Consider the following 15634-nt stretch of genomic DNA (forward strand, 5'->3'; position numbering starts at 1 on the left):
TTAAGATTTCATTAATTTTTCAAGATAAGATAAGTGCTCTTTAAAGGCAGCACGCCCCAAAGGTGTAACCTGATAGGATGTTTTTGGCTTTTTCCCAACGAATTCTTTTTTGACTTCAATATATTCTGCTTTTTCTAATGCTGAGGAATGACTCGCTAAATTTCCGTCTGTGATATTCAGTATCGTTTTCATCTCGGTAAAGTCAACCCAATCATTCACCATCAGAACGGACATTATACCCAGTCTGACACGGCTTTCAAAATCTTTATTTAGTTTATCAATGATTCCCATTGGTTTATTTATATTTTTTGAACATTACTAATCCGTACAAGATATGTAAAATACCAAAACCAAACATCCAAAAAAGCAATCCGTAACCTATATAAAAAAGAGAAATGCATCCCAAAATCAGTTCTGAAAAACCTAAATATTTTATATCTGAAAACGTATATTTCTCGGCATTTATAACTGCAAGTCCGTAAAAAATTAAAGTTGATGGCGCCACAAGACCAAAATATCCGTGGTATAGTAAAGCCAGACAAAATATTCCACCGGCTAGAAGCGGAACCGAAAGATTAAACAGCATCTTTTTTGTCGCAGATGTCCAGATAGGTAAATTATATTTTCGGCTTTTTCTTATGGTAAAAAAGGCTCCGAATGTAAATGCGCAAATTAAAATTATAATTGCGATCCAAAATAGTTCTGAAACCAGATTGGTCGAATATAACCTGTGATCGTCATTTAAATAATCCATGCCGTTGGATTTGAATAACTGATACACGTACAACCCTCCTATCAAAGCTGATAAACCGGCAAAGACTCCTGAGAGTCCGCTTAAGGATATAAATCTTGAAGAACGTTCCATCATAGAACGAATGTGTGCTAAATCTTCCTGGTGCTTCTGATTCATAAGTAAAGTACTTTGTATTGCAAAGTTATTATTTATTTTGAATTGTCAAATAAAAAATTGATTTATTTTATCCTTTAAATTTTACATCTGAAAGATTTTGAAACACTTAAATAAAGAGAATTTCTTATTACCACGGAGCTGCGTGAGGGATAGAAGCCAGCTACCAAAGTAGCGCGGATAGCCCGACCCTATTTGCAAAAGGCGCACAATATGCGGTTTGTGAGGTAGCGCCTTTTGCAAATGGGGTCACGCCCAAAGAATAAAAAAACAAAACCCACTCGTTTGAATGGGTTTTAGTTAGGTACTGTATGAATTATTATTTTCTGCTTCTAATTTTTCTGGCCAAAAGTGTATTTTGAAGTAACATTGCAATAGTCATTGGTCCTACTCCACCAGGAACCGGAGTAATAAATGACGCTTTTTTACTTACTTCATCAAAATCAACATCTCCTTTAATCACATATCCTTTTGAATTTGAAGCATCGTCAACTCTGGTAATTCCAACGTCAATAATTACGACGCCGTCTTTTACCATGTCTCCTTTTAAAAATTCAGGAACTCCTAAAGCGGTGATGATGATATCTGCATTTTTAGTGAACTCAGCTAAGTTTTTGGTACGGCTGTGCGTTAAAGTTACTGTTGAATCCCCAGGATTTCCTTTGCGGCTCATCAAAATACTCATTGGACGGCCTACGATATGGCTTCTTCCAATAACAACAGTATGTTTTCCAGCAGTTTCAACTTTATAACGCTCCAATAACTGCATAATTCCGAAAGGAGTAGCGGGAATAAAGGTTTCCATTTCTAAAGCCATTCTTCCAAAGTTTGTTGGGTGAAAACCATCAACATCTTTATCCGGATCAATTGCTAAAAGAATCTTTTCCTCATCAATATGCTTTGGCAAAGGCAACTGAACAATATAGCCGTCCAGGTTTTCATCTTCATTTAATTCTTTAATTTTGGCTAATAAATCTGCTTCGGTAATATCTTCCGGCAAGGCAACTAAAGTAGAATCAAAACCAATTTGCTGGCAGGATTTTACTTTACTCCCTACGTAAGTCAAACTTGCTCCGTTATTTCCAACTAATACTGCTGCTAAATGAGGTACTTTTCCTCCTGCTGCTTTTATAGATTGAACTTCGGCTGCAATTTCGTTTTTAATGTCTTCAGATGTTTTTTTACCGTCTAGTATTTGCATTGTTTTCTTAAAGTTAAATGTTCTATGTTAGAAGTGAGACGTTTCTAAAATGAAAATCCCAATATATTATATCAAAAAAGTTTCAAATTTCAGCCTCAATAACTTGAAACCTGAAACTTGAAACTTTTTAATTTTATTATCTCGGCATTCCGCCCGGCATACCTTTCATACCACCCATCATTTTCATTAGGTTTTTTCCACCTGGTCCCTGCATCATTTTCATCATTTTGCTCATTTGGTCAAACTGCTTCATTAGCTGATTTACCTGCTCAACTTTGGTTCCCGAACCTTTTGCGATTCTGGCTTTTCTTTTCACATCGATGATAGCCGGCTTACTTCTTTCTCCCGGAGTCATCGAATGAATGATTGCTTCAATGTGTTTGAATGCATCATCTTCGATTTCTACATCTTTCATGGCTTTTGAAGCTCCTGGTATCATTCCGACAAGGTCTTTCATATTACCCATTTTCTTCACCTGCTGAATCTGAGTTAAGAAATCGTCAAAACCAAATTCGTTTTTAGCGATTTTCTTTTGAAGCTTTCTTGCTTCTTCTTCATCAAATTGTTCCTGAGCTCTTTCAACAAGCGACACAACGTCACCCATACCTAAGATACGCTCAGCCATACGATCCGGGTAGAAAATGTCAATTGCTTCCATTTTCTCTCCTGTACCCACAAATTTGATTGGTTTGTTCACAACCGATTTAATCGAAAGGGCCGCTCCACCACGAGTATCACCATCCAATTTCGTTAAGATAACTCCATCAAAGTTTAAGATATCGTTGAAAGCTTTTGCTGTGTTTACTGCATCTTGTCCTGTCATAGAATCGACAACGAACAAGGTTTCCTGAGGCTGAATTGCTTTGTGGACACGTGCAATTTCGTCCATCATTTCCTGATCGACTGCCAAACGACCTGCTGTATCCACGATAACAACATTGAATCCGTTTGCTTTTGCGTGTTTAATTGCATTTTGGGCAATTTCTACAGGATTTTTATTTTCAGGCTCTGAATAAACCTCAACACCTATCTGATCCCCCACAACATGAAGCTGATTGATCGCCGCTGGACGGTAGATATCACACGCTACTAAAAGTGGTTTCTTGTTTTTCTTTGTTTTTAAGAAATTAGCTAATTTCCCTGAGAAAGTGGTCTTACCTGAACCCTGCAAACCAGACATCAGGATCACTGTTGGATTTCCGGAAAGATTTACACCTGCAACATCGCCTCCCATTAATTCGGTAAGTTCGTCTTTTACTAACTTAACCAACAATTGTCCTGGCTGTAATGTAGTCAATACATCCTGACCAATTGCTTTTTCTTTTACCCTTGCAGTAAAATCTTTAGCAATTTTAAAGTTAACATCGGCATCAAGCAATGCACGACGAACTTCTTTTAAGGTATCGGCAACGTTTACTTCTGTAATTTTACCGTGTCCTTTTAGTATATGAAACGCTTTATCTAATTTATCGCTTAAATTATCAAACATAATTTTGTTTTTTTTGAAGTTGCAAATATAGAACAAAGTTAGAAAGTTTCAAAGATTCAGAGGTGCAAAGGTTTAAAGTTTTAATCTGTCATTTTTGCTTATCGTATTTCTGAAAATGAATTATAAATTCATAAAAAAGAGGTTAGAAAAAATTCTAACCTCTATCAAAAAAAAATAAAAAAAACCAAGTTATTAACTAATTGAAAAGTTAAATATATTTTACCTGAAAATAAATTTTCCGGATTTTACTTCATTATTGTCGGATAAGATCTTGTAGAAATAAATTCCTTTTGAATAATTGGATGGAATATTCCAATTTACGATCTGATTTGGTATAACACGTCCCTTAAAAACCGATTTTGTATTTGGTAAACTTTCCGAATAGACAATAATTTCTATATCTTTCTCTGTAGAAAAAGTAGTTGAGAAATTTATTGATTCTGATGTTGGATTTGGAGATACTGTTGTTAGTTCCTCTAAAATTAAATCACTTTGAATGTTTGCCACATTTGAGGCAATTTTATTCTCGTTTGGAGCAAAAGGAATTTTCAATATATTACTTGATACTGGTAAATTCTTTGATTTTACAACTCTGGTAACATACATACCGTAATAGGCACTCCCTACTACATTAGGATCATATACCCAAGAAGGAAGTTCTAAATCTTGTCCTTTCTCATCATGAAAATCATATATTCCCCCTATTTCATCACTTGTAAACTGCCAGGAATATTCATACGTCCCACTACCTCCTGTTGGCAAACTCCCTAAAATTGTAGATCCATTTAAACTAATTGTATTATTTTCTGTAACTGGAAAAGGTGGGATCCATAATTTGTTACTCGAAATAGCTCTATTTCCAGATTTTACAACTCTGATAACATAGAGACCTGAATAAACACCTCCTACAGCATTTGTATATACCCAAGAAGGAAGTTCTAAATTTTGTCCTTTCTCATCATGAAAATCATATATTCCCCCTATTTCATCACTTGTAAACTGCCAGGAATATTCATACGTCCCACTACCTTCTGTTGGTAAACTCCCTAAAATTGTAGATCCATTTAAACTAATTGTATTATTTTGTATAGGTGGAACAGGTGGCAATATTATAACTGTTATTTCATTACTTGCATCAGTAAGTGTCCCGAATAATGATGTAACAATTCTTCTATATGATATTGTCGAAACTGAAAGATTTGTAGGTTGAAAAGTAACACCTGTTGCTCCTGGTATATTAGTCCATGCACCCGCACTTCCAATCCTTTGCTGCCACCTATAGGTATATAATCCATCGCCACCGTTTGGAGCTGGTCCATTTATAGAGCCTACAGAATCCCCTACATAAACTGTTTGATTTCCTATAATATAGTTACTAGTTATTAATGGAACTGTTTTTACATTTACACTTGTTCCCAAAATGGGACTGTTATTTACCGGTGAAAATTGCGCATAAATAGATCCACTACCTGAAGGGAAATGTATAGGTTTTAACTCTATTGTACATTGTCTACTCACAGTTCCTGATATAGCATTTTGACCAAAGAAAATTGACACATGCTGTATATTTGTACTACTATTAAACTTACTATAAACAGATAATGTTCCGCCTTGTATTAATGCAAAGCCAGGATTATTGATTCCCAAATCAAAAGTTACAGAAACACTGCCACCCTCAGCAATTTTAATTGGTGTTCCAATTGGTATTGCACTACCATTTGTATATTTTAAATTGCTTATTGAAATCATTTGTGGGGTTTGAGAATAGCCAGAAATAGCAAATAGCCTCATTAGTAATACAAAAATTGATAATCGTAATTTTATTTTCATAATTATGATTGATTAAACAAGAAAATTATTCTTATCTGTTTCAAAAATTTATTTTAGACTTCTATTTATGAAACGAAAGCTTAAAATAAAATTCAGCATACAGCAAAAGTAACCTTCTTCATATTAAATTAATATTGATTAAAAAACACCTCGAATAAATAAATTATCCGAGGTCTAAATTATTTTTATTAGAATGTAGTTGTACTATTCGCCTGATATGCAAAATTAAAAGTATAAAACCCGGTATCCTCCGTTTTTGAAGGGTCTGGAGTTACGGGAGCTCCTTTATAGTAGCTCAAAATTTCGAATTTTGCATATTTACCATCATGAGTTTTTATAACAAAAACTTTTCCTGCAATTGGGGAAATAATATGAGAATTCATATCATAGTTATACCAGCCTTTTCCACTTCCTTTAGGAATTGCATAAACAGTAGCTGCATCCTGAACAAAAGCAGAAGCCTCTGGATATAAAATTAAACTGGCAAATGTTCCCGAAACTATACTGGCTGCACCAGATCCAGTTCTGTTTGGTTCTGCATCAGTCATTTTGACTCCTCCGTTTACAATAATAGTTGTAGTACTGAAAGCTACATCCCAATTATCTGTGGTAACGACTTTATTTTCTGAAAAACTGAACTTTGTATATCCTGCTTTTGAAGCATCAAGATCAGAAACTTTTTTAGTTTCAACTGCCGGAATCGTATCGTTATTATCATCATCACTACTGCAAGATGCTGCAAAAATAAATAATGCTAAAAATGAAAGTTTTAAGAATTGTGTTTTCATGGTAAAAGTGTTTAAATAAATATTGATTAAAAATTATATTGGATTCTTGCAAAAAGTTGTCTTCCGGCGATATTAGGAATCTGTCCCGGATTTGTGTAATCAAATAAATTATTAGCTCCTGCCTGAAGCATTATTGTATCGATTATATATTTTGAAACTGATAAATTGGTTACTAAATAACCGTTTACAAATGTGTCGTATTTGTCAAGAATCTGATTTCCATTACTATCAAACAACCCATATTTACTACGGTAGAAAACACGAAGATTGACATCTGTTTTAATTTTTGGAAAAGTATAAGCAAACTTCATATTTGCTGTATGTTTGGACCTGTTGAATAATCCGAAATAATCTGATTTATTAATTTGAACCGTTTGCAATTCTGAATTACGGATATATTGGTAGTCTTCAAAATTGTCAATAACGTCTTTATTTTTAGCAATTAAATATTGGTATCCTAATGACAAAGAGAATTCTTTTGTAAAACTGTACGTTGAATTGTACTCAATACCGTATGTGAAAATTGTATTGAAATTGGAATAGCTAAAAATATTCTGACTGTTTGTTTTTGTAGCTATAATCTGTGTATCAATCAAATTACTAATAGTATTGTAGAAAGCATTAATTTCCATTCTGAGTTTATTTCTTTTATAATAAGTTCCAAAATTGAAATTAATGGAGCTCTCTGCTTCTAGTGGTTTATCAAAATTAATTCCCGCCACTCTTGATAAAAGCTGACCTTCCTCCTCAAATTGATTCAAACGTGACTCTGCAACATTATAACCCAAAACCGTATACCCAACTGATGGATTGGTAAAGTCGAAAAACAGCTGACGGAAATCTGGTGCTTTATAACCATATCCTACCGAAGATTTTAAAGAAAATTTATTATTGATTTTATAATTAACGGCCAGTTTTGGGCTAAACTGCGAAGCATATTCACTATGATTATCGTATCTGAATCCGGCAAGGATATTCCACTTTTCTGTTGGATTCCAGTCATATTGTAAAAAAACATATTGAGAATTAAACTTTACACTCTGATCAAAATACGTTCTGTCTAAAGTTTCATAATTTACCCCTATCCCTCCTGTAATTTTATCATTTTTCAGAGAAAATGTTGTCCTGATTTCAGGGCGAAAAAGCCATTGATTGTAATATGAATCCTCATAACGAACATCATTCTGATCATTTAAAAAAGAGTCATTTTTATAATTTGTAACATATAATTCGTATTCAGAATAGAATTTATCATTCCATTTATGCTCCAATTTTACTTGCGAGTTCCATTCTTTTTCTGTCGCATCACCTTGGTAATTTTCAGAATCTATCACAGCCTTATTATCCATTTTCATGTCATAAAAACGGTTGCTGACAATTAATTTTAAATGCCCTGAAAAGTCATAGTATATTTTCGGCTGAAGGGTAAAATTGTAAAACGGTTCTACATTTTTCAGAAGCGTACTTTTATCTAAATCATAACCATCCGTAGCATAAAAATTGGCAAAAAGATTAGCAGAGAATTTCTTCTTTTTCCAAAGAAGGTTTGCATTAGCATCATTAGTATTAAATGTAGCGTACCTGTATGAAAGGCTTCCTGAAAACATATCTTTTTTAGGCTTTTTTGTAATTACATTAATTACACCTCCCATGGCTTCAGAACCATACAAGGCAGACGAAGCCCCTTTTACAATTTCAATCCTTTCTATATTTCCAACCGAAACCCTGGACAAATCCAAAACACCTGAACTTCTCCCTACAAGCGGAACCCCATCAATTAAAATCATGGTGTAAGCAGCGTCCAGTCCCTGTATTTGAATGCCTTCAAAACCACTTTCATCAGGAATTAGGATAATACCGGTTTGTTCATTTAAAATCTCATTCAATCTCGTAACACCAGTCTTTGTAATTGTTTCAGCCGTAATAATTGTCATTGGCAAAGGCAATGATGAAATTACCCTCTCTGTTCTGGTTGCTGTTGTTACTTTAACTTCCGATAATTCATTTGTTTCAATACTATCTTTTTGCATTTGCTGAGCAATTGTAATTTGACAAAAAACAAACAGTGTAGAAAGGGTAAATTTTAATTTCATTATTTTTATTCAGTCTTAATAACAAGTGCAAATATATAATTATTTTTATTTGTTCTAAATAAACTTTATATATTTGTAAAAATTTTTAAACTAAATAATTCAGTTATGATTACAAAAAGCCTCTACTTATTAGCCGTTACGGCTGTAACCTGCAGTCTTGGATTCAGTCAGGATAAAAAACAACAGGATATTAAATCGATAAAATCCATGTGTGGATGCTATGAAGTGAAATTTAATTTTGCAGAAACTTTTCAGTATGCAAAGGATTCAGCTTCTTATAAACCATCACAGACAAAGCATGAGTCTGCTTTAGAATGGGTGGAATTGGTTGAGGACACACCAAATAAAATTGTCATGCAGCATTTATTAATTGTAAGTGACAATATGATCATCAAGCACTGGAGACAAGACTGGCTGTATGAAAACACGGATTTATATCTGTTCGATAAAAACACATCCTGGAAATATAAAAAACTGGATAAAAAAGCTGTAAAAGGACAATGGACTCAAAAAGTATATCAGGTAGATGACAGTCCACGATATGAAGGAACTGCAACCTGGGTACATGTGGATGGACAGGATTATTGGGCAAACGTAACGGATGCTCCGCTGCCAAGAAGAGAACATACAAAACGTAATGATTATAACGTTTTAAAAAGAAGAAACATTCATGAAATTACTGCAACGGGTTGGAACCATGAACAGGACAATGACAAATTGATCCGTGATGACAGTGGAAAAGATGTTTTGCTGGCGCAGGAAAAAGGAATGGACATTTATACTAAAGTTCCGGATAGTAAATGTATTGCCGGACAAAAATGGTGGAAGGAAAATAATGTCCTTTGGAAAAATGTGCGTGACAAATGGCAAACTCTTTTTGACAGGCATCAGGATTTAAACTTAGAAGCCAAAGTAGAGAAAAAAACACTTTATTCCCTTTTATTTGATTTGAAACCAGATGCTGCAAAATCAGAGACTGATGCTATTATCCAAAAGTTTGTAAAATAAAAATGTTTTGTTAGTTGTAAAAGAGCCGATAGTTTTAGGACTATCGGCTCTTTTTATTTTGTAAACAGAAAATTACTGTACACACTCAGAGTATGTAATTACATGCTTTGTTAAATCAGTCCATTTTGGATCTGCTGCTGATTCTGTGATTAATTTTTCACAACTTTTCCATAATGGTAAAAACTCTTTTTTATAATCTTTTTTCTTTAATAGAAATGCTGGCTCATCTTTTTTTGCCACATAGAAAGATTTAATATCCCCACCAACAAATTTTACTCCGCCTACTCCTAATGAAGCTGTTTTTTTGGCATACGGATCACAATAAATTCTGAATTCCTTACTGAATGAAGGATTAAGAAGCTGCATCAATAATTTAGTGTTTTTCTTTTTAATCTTCACATCAGTAGTTTCAAAATAGGCATAACCATCATTTAAATAAGTCTGGTTTAGTTTTTCATTATTCCATTTTTTGAAGTCTGAAGCAAAATTTAATTTCTTCCCTAAATTATCAAGTCCACTTGGTGGCAAATACATGAATTTTATATCTTCAGGTTTTAATTTATGTTTTTTTCCTGCTCCATCCTGCAGTTTTATAAATTCTATTAATCCCTCGTCTCTGTCAATATCTTTAATTGTTCCATTAATTTCAGTTCCATCTGCCAAAGTGATATAGGCAGTTTCACTGTGAGAAAATCCATAAGACGGCGCCACCAATTCCTGCGCATTTATGGCGCAGCATGTTAGAAAAAACATTAATAAAATAGTTTGTTTTTTAATCATTTGATATTAGGTTTAAATTATTGCTTACTCTTACGATTTTCAGCGTCCTCGACATTCAGTTATTGAATTATTAAACAGTGAATTTATTTATTTTAATAAATTTATAAATGATTTCTTACCGCAAACATAGGCATAAAATCAACACTTGCAAACCTTAATTTATGTTTTTATAAACGATAATTGTTCACAACATTTTAAGATTACCAATATCATTATTAGAAAAACATTGCATAAAAAAAGAGCCGATAATATTAACTATCGGCTCTTTTTAATATAATTTAATCTACATTCTCTCCGGAACTTCAATTCCTAATAAAGTAAAAGCAGATCTGATGACCTCACCCACTTTTTGCGAAAGCTGTACTCTGAAAATCTTTTTAATCAGGTCAACTTCTCCTAAAATGTGTACTGATTGATAAAATGAATTGTATTCTTTTACTAAGTCATACGTATAATTCGCAATTAAAGCCGGGCTATGATTTTGTGCAGCATTTTGAATTATTTCCGGGAAAAGCTGGATTAGTTTTACCAGCTCTTTTTCTTTTTCGTGCAACTCTTCAATGGTCGTTACAGCAGAAAAATCAAAATCGGCTTTACGGATAATAGATTGAATTCTGGCATACGTATATTGAATAAACGGACCTGTATTACCCGCAAAATCCACAGATTCTTCCGGGTTGAACAAAATACGCTTTTTTGGATCTACTTTTAAAATGTAATATTTTAATGCGCCAAGTCCAATTGTTTTGTACAATTTGGCCTTTTCTTCAGCAGAATAACCGTCGAGTTTTCCTAAATCTTCAGAGATTTGTTTGGCTGTTGCCGTCATATCATGAATCAGGTCATCGGCATCTACCACGGTTCCTTCACGGCTTTTCATTTTTCCGGATGGTAAATCAACCATTCCGTATGACAAATGATATAAACTTGAAGCCCAGTCAAAACCTAACTTTTTCAGGATTAAGAACAATACTTTAAAATGATAATCCTGCTCATTTCCAACGGTATAAACCATTCCGCCAACATCCGGCATATCTTTTACACGCTGAATTGCAGTTCCGATATCTTGTGTCATATAAACAGCAGTTCCGTCAGAACGTAATACAATTTTACGATCCAAACCTTCATCTGTCAAATCAATCCAGACTGAACCATCAGGATCTTTTTCAAAAACACCTTTATCAAGTCCAACCTGAACCACATCTTTTCCTAATAAATACGTATTGCTTTCGTAGTAATATTTATCAAAATCGACTCCAAGATTGGTATAAGTTGTAGCAAAACCGTCATACACCCATTGGTTCATTTTTTTCCAAAGTGCAATTACTTTTTCGTCCCCGGCTTCCCATTTCTTTAGCATATACTGCGCTTCAACTATAATGGGTGCCTGTTTTTTTGCTTCTTCTTCCGTTTTACCGGTTTCCATTAATTGATTGATTTCACCTTTATAAGCTTTATCAAACTCAACATAATATTTTCCTACTAACTTATCCCCTTTTGAACCTGAAGTTTCCGGAGTTTCTCCGTTTCCGAATTTCTCCCAGGCCAGCATCGATTTGCAGATATGAATTCCACGGTCGTTGATAATTTGTGTTTTGTATACTTTTTTACCAGAAGCTTTCAAAATTTCAGCAACAGAATAACCTAATAAGTTATTACGTACATGCCCTAAGTGCAAAGGTTTATTGGTGTTTGGAGAAGAATACTCCACCATAATCGCTTTCTCATCAGGATTTGGAGCTACATAACCAAACTTGGTATTGTCCCGTATCTCATTGAAGAAATTCAGATAATAACGATCTGCAATCACGATATTAAGGAAACCAGAAACAACATTGAATCTTGCCACTTCGGTCACATTTTCAACAAGGTAATCTCCAATTTTATTTCCTAATTCGACAGGATTGCTTTTCGTCAATTTCAATAAAGGGAAAATCACCATCGTAATATCGCCCTCAAACTCTTTTCGCGTAGCCTGAAATTCGATTTTATCGACAGTAACATCAAATAATGCCTGAATGGCGTTTTGTATAGAAGGAGTAAGAATTTGTGATAATGACATGTAAACTTTTTTTAAGGTGAGCAAATATACTGCTTATTCATCAATTTGAGAAAACGAAAAACATATTAAATAGCAAAAAAGAGTTAGAAATTCTTAAAAAAACGAGAGTACAAATTGTTGAAATTATCAAAAAACCAAAACACTAATGTATTATAAAACAGGTACTATAAATAAATTTTAGCTTTTTTCTGTAAAATGTTGTAACAAATCATTAGTAAAATGGTCTTATTATCAAATTTCAAAACAATCATCAATCAAATCAAAATAATCAACTAACTAATTATGAAATTAAAACTCTTATTGTTCGCATTACTGGGAGTAATTGCAACAACTCATGCCCAGAATACGGGAACGGTATCCGGGAAAGTTATTGAAAAATCGAATAAGGCTCCTATTTCTTATGCTACGGTTTCGATTAAAGACAACGGAAAAGTCGTTTCCGGAGTAAATACAGATGACAATGGGGATTTTACGATGAAAAACCTTGCCCTAAAAAGTTACACAATCGAAATTCAGTATATTGGTTTTAGAAAATATATAGGATCTGTAATTTTAAGTGACAACAAAAAATCAGCTATGGTTAATGTATCTCTTGAAGAAGAAGCAACGCAGCTAAAAGGAGTAAATATTGTTGCTGAACGTTCTACAATTGAGCAGAAAATCGACCGTAAAGTAATCAATGTTGGGAAAGATTTAACCACAGCAGGGGCTTCGGCATCTGACATCATGAATAATATTCCGTCTGTGAATGTAGATCAGGACGGAAAGCTTTCGCTTCGCGGAAATGACAATGTACGTGTATTAATTGACGGACGTCCTTCTAATATTGATCCAGCGCAATTATTAAAACAAATTCCATCGACTTCTATCAAAAAAATTGAGTTGATTACCAACCCAAGTGCGAAATATAACCCTGAGGGAATGTCGGGAATCATCAATATTGTTTTGCACAAAAATGCCAATAACGGTTTTAACGGAAGTTATAGCGGTGGAATAACCTTTGGGGAAACTGCGAAATACAATCAGTCATTAGATTTGAATTATAAAACCGGTAAAGTAAATTTCTTTGGAAACGGCGGAACTAACTTCGGTACTTATTTTAATGATGGCTTCATCAAAAAAACAGATAAAAGCACTATCCAAAACTTAGACATTTCTAATAAAAATGATTCATACTTATATAAAATCGGAATGGATTATTTAATTGATGATCATAATACATTATCTTTTTATAGTACACAAAATAAAGCAACAGGACTTGGATTTGTAAATACTGATATTGATTACTTTAATTCACCGGAAGAAATTAGTAATGTATATCAAAAAGGAAGATATGAAGGCCCGAACAAAACCGGAACTTATAATCTGGCTTATAAACACATCTTTAAAAAAGAAGGCCACACATTAGATTTTGAAGGAAATTATAGTACTACAGAGGAAACTCAGAATGCTTCTTTTGATACAGAAACCATAAAAACAGATAATACATCCAACAGAAATGTTTATAATGATTTCATAAATGACAAACGTAAATTAAGTACTTTGAATGTGGATTATATAAATCCTTTAAATGAAAAAACGACATTAGAGGCTGGAGCTGAAGCCAGAATAACGAAAACAGAGAATAATTATGCAACTGAAAATCCGTTTGCTGAATTCCCTGTATCTAATTATATCTATGATACTGATATTTATTCAGCTTATGTAACTTTTGGTCAGAAATTTAAAAAATTCAGTTATCAACTGGGGGCGCGTTTTGAAAGTTATAATCTTAAATCCAATTTAAACTACGGTTATAAAATATTTAATGATGATTATATTACTTTATATCCTTCTGCTTATTTAACGTATAATCTGAACGAAAAAAACACTTTTCAGTTGAGTTACAGCCGTCGTGTTGATCGCCCAAGTTTAGAACAGACAAAACCGATTCGTGAGTTTTCAACTCCATTGGTTACCTCATTTGGAAATCAGGACTTGAGACCACAGTTTACCAATTCTGTAGAATTAAATTATACCAAGACTTTAGAAAAAGGAAGCTTTACTACAGGTGTGTTTTACAGAAGTATTAACGATCCGATTAGCAGAACTTTAAGACCAGATGAATTAAATCCAAATAAACAAATTATGAGTTTTACTAATTATGATCATAATACTTCGTATGGATTTGAAGTTTCTTTAAATTACAAAATTATAAAATGGTGGGATATTCAGCCTTCTATCGACTTTTCAAGCATTAATCAGCAAGGAGTTGTGTTTAAATATGATGAAACACAAACCACAAAAAGCACTGCAGAGGAGAGAACAGTTACAATGGCAGCATTCAACGCCCGTATGAATTCTAACTTCAAGGCCACAAAACGTTTAAGCTTTTTATTATTCGGATTTTACAGAGGACCGGTTGAAGATGTACAGCAGAAAAGAAAAGAAATGTATAAAATTGATATTGGTTCACGTTATACATTATTAGACAACAAAATGAATATAAGCTTACGTTTTAATGACGTTTTCAACACTATGAAATATGCTTTTGATACCCAATATCCTTATCCTCAATCAGGACAGTTTACATGGGAAAGTCAAACGGTTTACCTGGGTTTAACTTACAACTTTGGTGGTGCAAAAATCAAAAAATTACAACGTAAACAAAGAGATGACAATACCAGTAAAGATGCTGGCGGAATGTTTTAAAAGCTTTAACTTTTTTACTATTTTAATTAGCACTTGTAGAGAAAAAGGCCTGAAGTTTGCCAGCTTCAGGCCTTTTTTATTGAATTAACTTTTATAAAAAATTCCGGATTTCTTTTACTTCTTCGGGATTTGCTGTTTCTGTATCATCAGTAATAGCTGATGAATGATAAAAAGTAGGTTCTAATCTATCCTGTAATAATTTAACATTTGAAGATCGTAACCCGCCTCCAGGCATAATTTCAATCCTGTCACCGGCTAATTTTTGAATCTTTTCAAGATTAAAAATTCCCTCTTCAACGTTTATTTCGTGTCCGGAGGTTAAAATCGTTTTAAAACCACAATCTATAATATCTTCTAAAGACTGCTCAACATTTTTAACAACATCAAAAGCCCGATGAAAAGTACACGGAAGCGGTCTGGCCAAATTGACTAGTTCCAGATTTTTCTTTTTATTGATAGTACAATCTGTATTTAAAATCCCAAAAACAAAACCATCAACTCCTAGCTTTTTAAACTGTTTTATATCTTGTTTCATTTCGGCAATTTCCTCATCTGCATAAAAAAAATCTCCACCTCGGGGCCTTATGATCACATGCATTTTTATGGAAAGTTTTTCACGCACCCTGATCGTTAAAACATAATTTGGAGTTGTACCTCCAAGCTTCATATTCTCGCACAATTCGATTCGGTCAGCACCGTTATCCTGTGCAATCAAAGCTGATTCATAATTAAAGCAGGCTATTTCGAGTTGATTTTTTTTCATCATATAAAGGAATTCAATTGAA

12 protein-coding genes are annotated in these 15634 nt (G+C 33.6%); 2 read left to right on the plus strand and 10 right to left on the minus strand.

Annotated elements, in window-relative coordinates:
* The 7 genes from OZP09_RS08580 to OZP09_RS08610 form a co-directional block, all read right to left on the minus strand.
* Positions 1–291: a winged helix-turn-helix domain-containing protein gene (locus tag OZP09_RS08580; RefSeq protein WP_223679845.1), complete on the minus strand. Its 291-nt coding sequence runs from the start codon at positions 289–291 to the stop codon at positions 1–3.
* Positions 292–295: 4 nt separating this feature from the next.
* Entirely contained in the window at positions 296–910 is a 615-nt protein-coding gene (locus OZP09_RS08585) for a hypothetical protein (protein ID WP_269237427.1), read from the minus strand.
* A 316-nt stretch (positions 911–1226) separates the two neighbouring features.
* Positions 1227–2108 carry a bifunctional 5,10-methylenetetrahydrofolate dehydrogenase/5,10-methenyltetrahydrofolate cyclohydrolase gene (locus OZP09_RS08590; RefSeq protein WP_269237428.1) on the minus strand — a complete coding sequence of 294 codons (882 nt, stop codon included), beginning with the start codon at positions 2106–2108 and terminating at the stop codon, positions 1227–1229.
* Between the two features lie 136 nt (positions 2109–2244).
* Complete coding sequence (gene ffh, locus OZP09_RS08595; RefSeq protein ID WP_269237430.1) at positions 2245–3597, minus strand: signal recognition particle protein; 1353 nt, start codon at positions 3595–3597, stop codon at positions 2245–2247.
* A 219-nt stretch (positions 3598–3816) separates the two neighbouring features.
* The gene (locus OZP09_RS08600) at positions 3817–5346 is read right to left on the minus strand and encodes a DUF8696 domain-containing protein (RefSeq protein ID WP_269237432.1); all 1530 of its coding nucleotides are present in this window, start codon (positions 5344–5346) and stop codon (positions 3817–3819) included.
* Between the two features lie 269 nt (positions 5347–5615).
* Positions 5616–6215, minus strand: coding sequence for an HmuY family protein (locus OZP09_RS08605; protein ID WP_269237433.1), 600 nt, complete (start codon positions 6213–6215; stop codon positions 5616–5618).
* Positions 6216–6241: 26 nt separating this feature from the next.
* Positions 6242–8308, minus strand: a complete 2067-nt coding sequence (locus OZP09_RS08610) for a TonB-dependent receptor plug domain-containing protein (RefSeq protein WP_269237434.1) — start codon at positions 8306–8308, stop codon at positions 6242–6244.
* 105 nt (positions 8309–8413) lie between these two features.
* Here OZP09_RS08610 and OZP09_RS08615 point away from each other — a divergent pair, with 105 nt between their 5' ends.
* Positions 8414–9316: a DUF6607 family protein gene (locus tag OZP09_RS08615; RefSeq protein WP_269237435.1), complete on the plus strand. Its 903-nt coding sequence runs from the start codon at positions 8414–8416 to the stop codon at positions 9314–9316.
* Between the two features lie 72 nt (positions 9317–9388).
* On the opposite strand, the gene OZP09_RS08620 is transcribed toward OZP09_RS08615, so the two are convergent.
* Together OZP09_RS08620 and argS are read right to left on the minus strand one after the other, a co-directional pair.
* Positions 9389–10096: a hypothetical protein gene (locus tag OZP09_RS08620; protein WP_269237436.1), complete on the minus strand. Its 708-nt coding sequence runs from the start codon at positions 10094–10096 to the stop codon at positions 9389–9391.
* 283 nt (positions 10097–10379) lie between these two features.
* Entirely contained in the window at positions 10380–12158 is a 1779-nt protein-coding gene (gene argS, locus OZP09_RS08625; RefSeq protein ID WP_269237437.1) for an arginine--tRNA ligase, read from the minus strand.
* A 282-nt stretch (positions 12159–12440) separates the two neighbouring features.
* On the opposite strand from argS, the gene OZP09_RS08630 reads away from it, so the two are divergent.
* Positions 12441–14849, plus strand: coding sequence for a TonB-dependent receptor (locus tag OZP09_RS08630; protein ID WP_269237438.1), 2409 nt, complete (start codon positions 12441–12443; stop codon positions 14847–14849).
* Between the two features lie 91 nt (positions 14850–14940).
* Here OZP09_RS08630 and OZP09_RS08635 read toward each other — a convergent pair whose 3' ends face one another.
* Entirely contained in the window at positions 14941–15612 is a 672-nt protein-coding gene (locus OZP09_RS08635; RefSeq protein WP_281310757.1) for a copper homeostasis protein CutC, read from the minus strand.
* Positions 15613–15634 lie beyond the last annotated feature (22 nt).

Source organism: Flavobacterium flavigenum (genome assembly GCF_027111255.2).
Classification (GTDB): domain Bacteria; phylum Bacteroidota; class Bacteroidia; order Flavobacteriales; family Flavobacteriaceae; genus Flavobacterium; species Flavobacterium flavigenum.

What these genes read in the sequence shown, in the direction of transcription:
- OZP09_RS08580 (WP_223679845.1), bottom strand. Translation starts at nt 291, where the DNA reads ATGGGAATCATTGATAAACTAAATAAAGATTTTGAAAGCCGTGTCAGA.
- OZP09_RS08585 (WP_269237427.1), bottom strand. Translation starts at nt 910, where the DNA reads ATGAATCAGAAGCACCAGGAAGATTTAGCACACATTCGTTCTATGATG.
- OZP09_RS08590 (WP_269237428.1), bottom strand. Translation starts at nt 2,108, where the DNA reads ATGCAAATACTAGACGGTAAAAAAACATCTGAAGACATTAAAAACGAA.
- ffh (WP_269237430.1), bottom strand. Translation starts at nt 3,597, where the DNA reads ATGTTTGATAATTTAAGCGATAAATTAGATAAAGCGTTTCATATACTA.
- OZP09_RS08600 (WP_269237432.1), bottom strand. Translation starts at nt 5,346, where the DNA reads ATGATTTCAATAAGCAATTTAAAATATACAAATGGTAGTGCAATACCA.
- OZP09_RS08605 (WP_269237433.1), bottom strand. Translation starts at nt 6,215, where the DNA reads ATGAAAACACAATTCTTAAAACTTTCATTTTTAGCATTATTTATTTTT.
- OZP09_RS08610 (WP_269237434.1), bottom strand. Translation starts at nt 8,308, where the DNA reads ATGAAATTAAAATTTACCCTTTCTACACTGTTTGTTTTTTGTCAAATT.
- OZP09_RS08615 (WP_269237435.1), top strand. Translation starts at nt 8,414, where the DNA reads ATGATTACAAAAAGCCTCTACTTATTAGCCGTTACGGCTGTAACCTGC.
- OZP09_RS08620 (WP_269237436.1), bottom strand. Translation starts at nt 10,096, where the DNA reads ATGATTAAAAAACAAACTATTTTATTAATGTTTTTTCTAACATGCTGC.
- argS (WP_269237437.1), bottom strand. Translation starts at nt 12,158, where the DNA reads ATGTCATTATCACAAATTCTTACTCCTTCTATACAAAACGCCATTCAG.
- OZP09_RS08630 (WP_269237438.1), top strand. Translation starts at nt 12,441, where the DNA reads ATGAAATTAAAACTCTTATTGTTCGCATTACTGGGAGTAATTGCAACA.
- OZP09_RS08635 (WP_281310757.1), bottom strand. Translation starts at nt 15,612, where the DNA reads ATGAAAAAAAATCAACTCGAAATAGCCTGCTTTAATTATGAATCAGCT.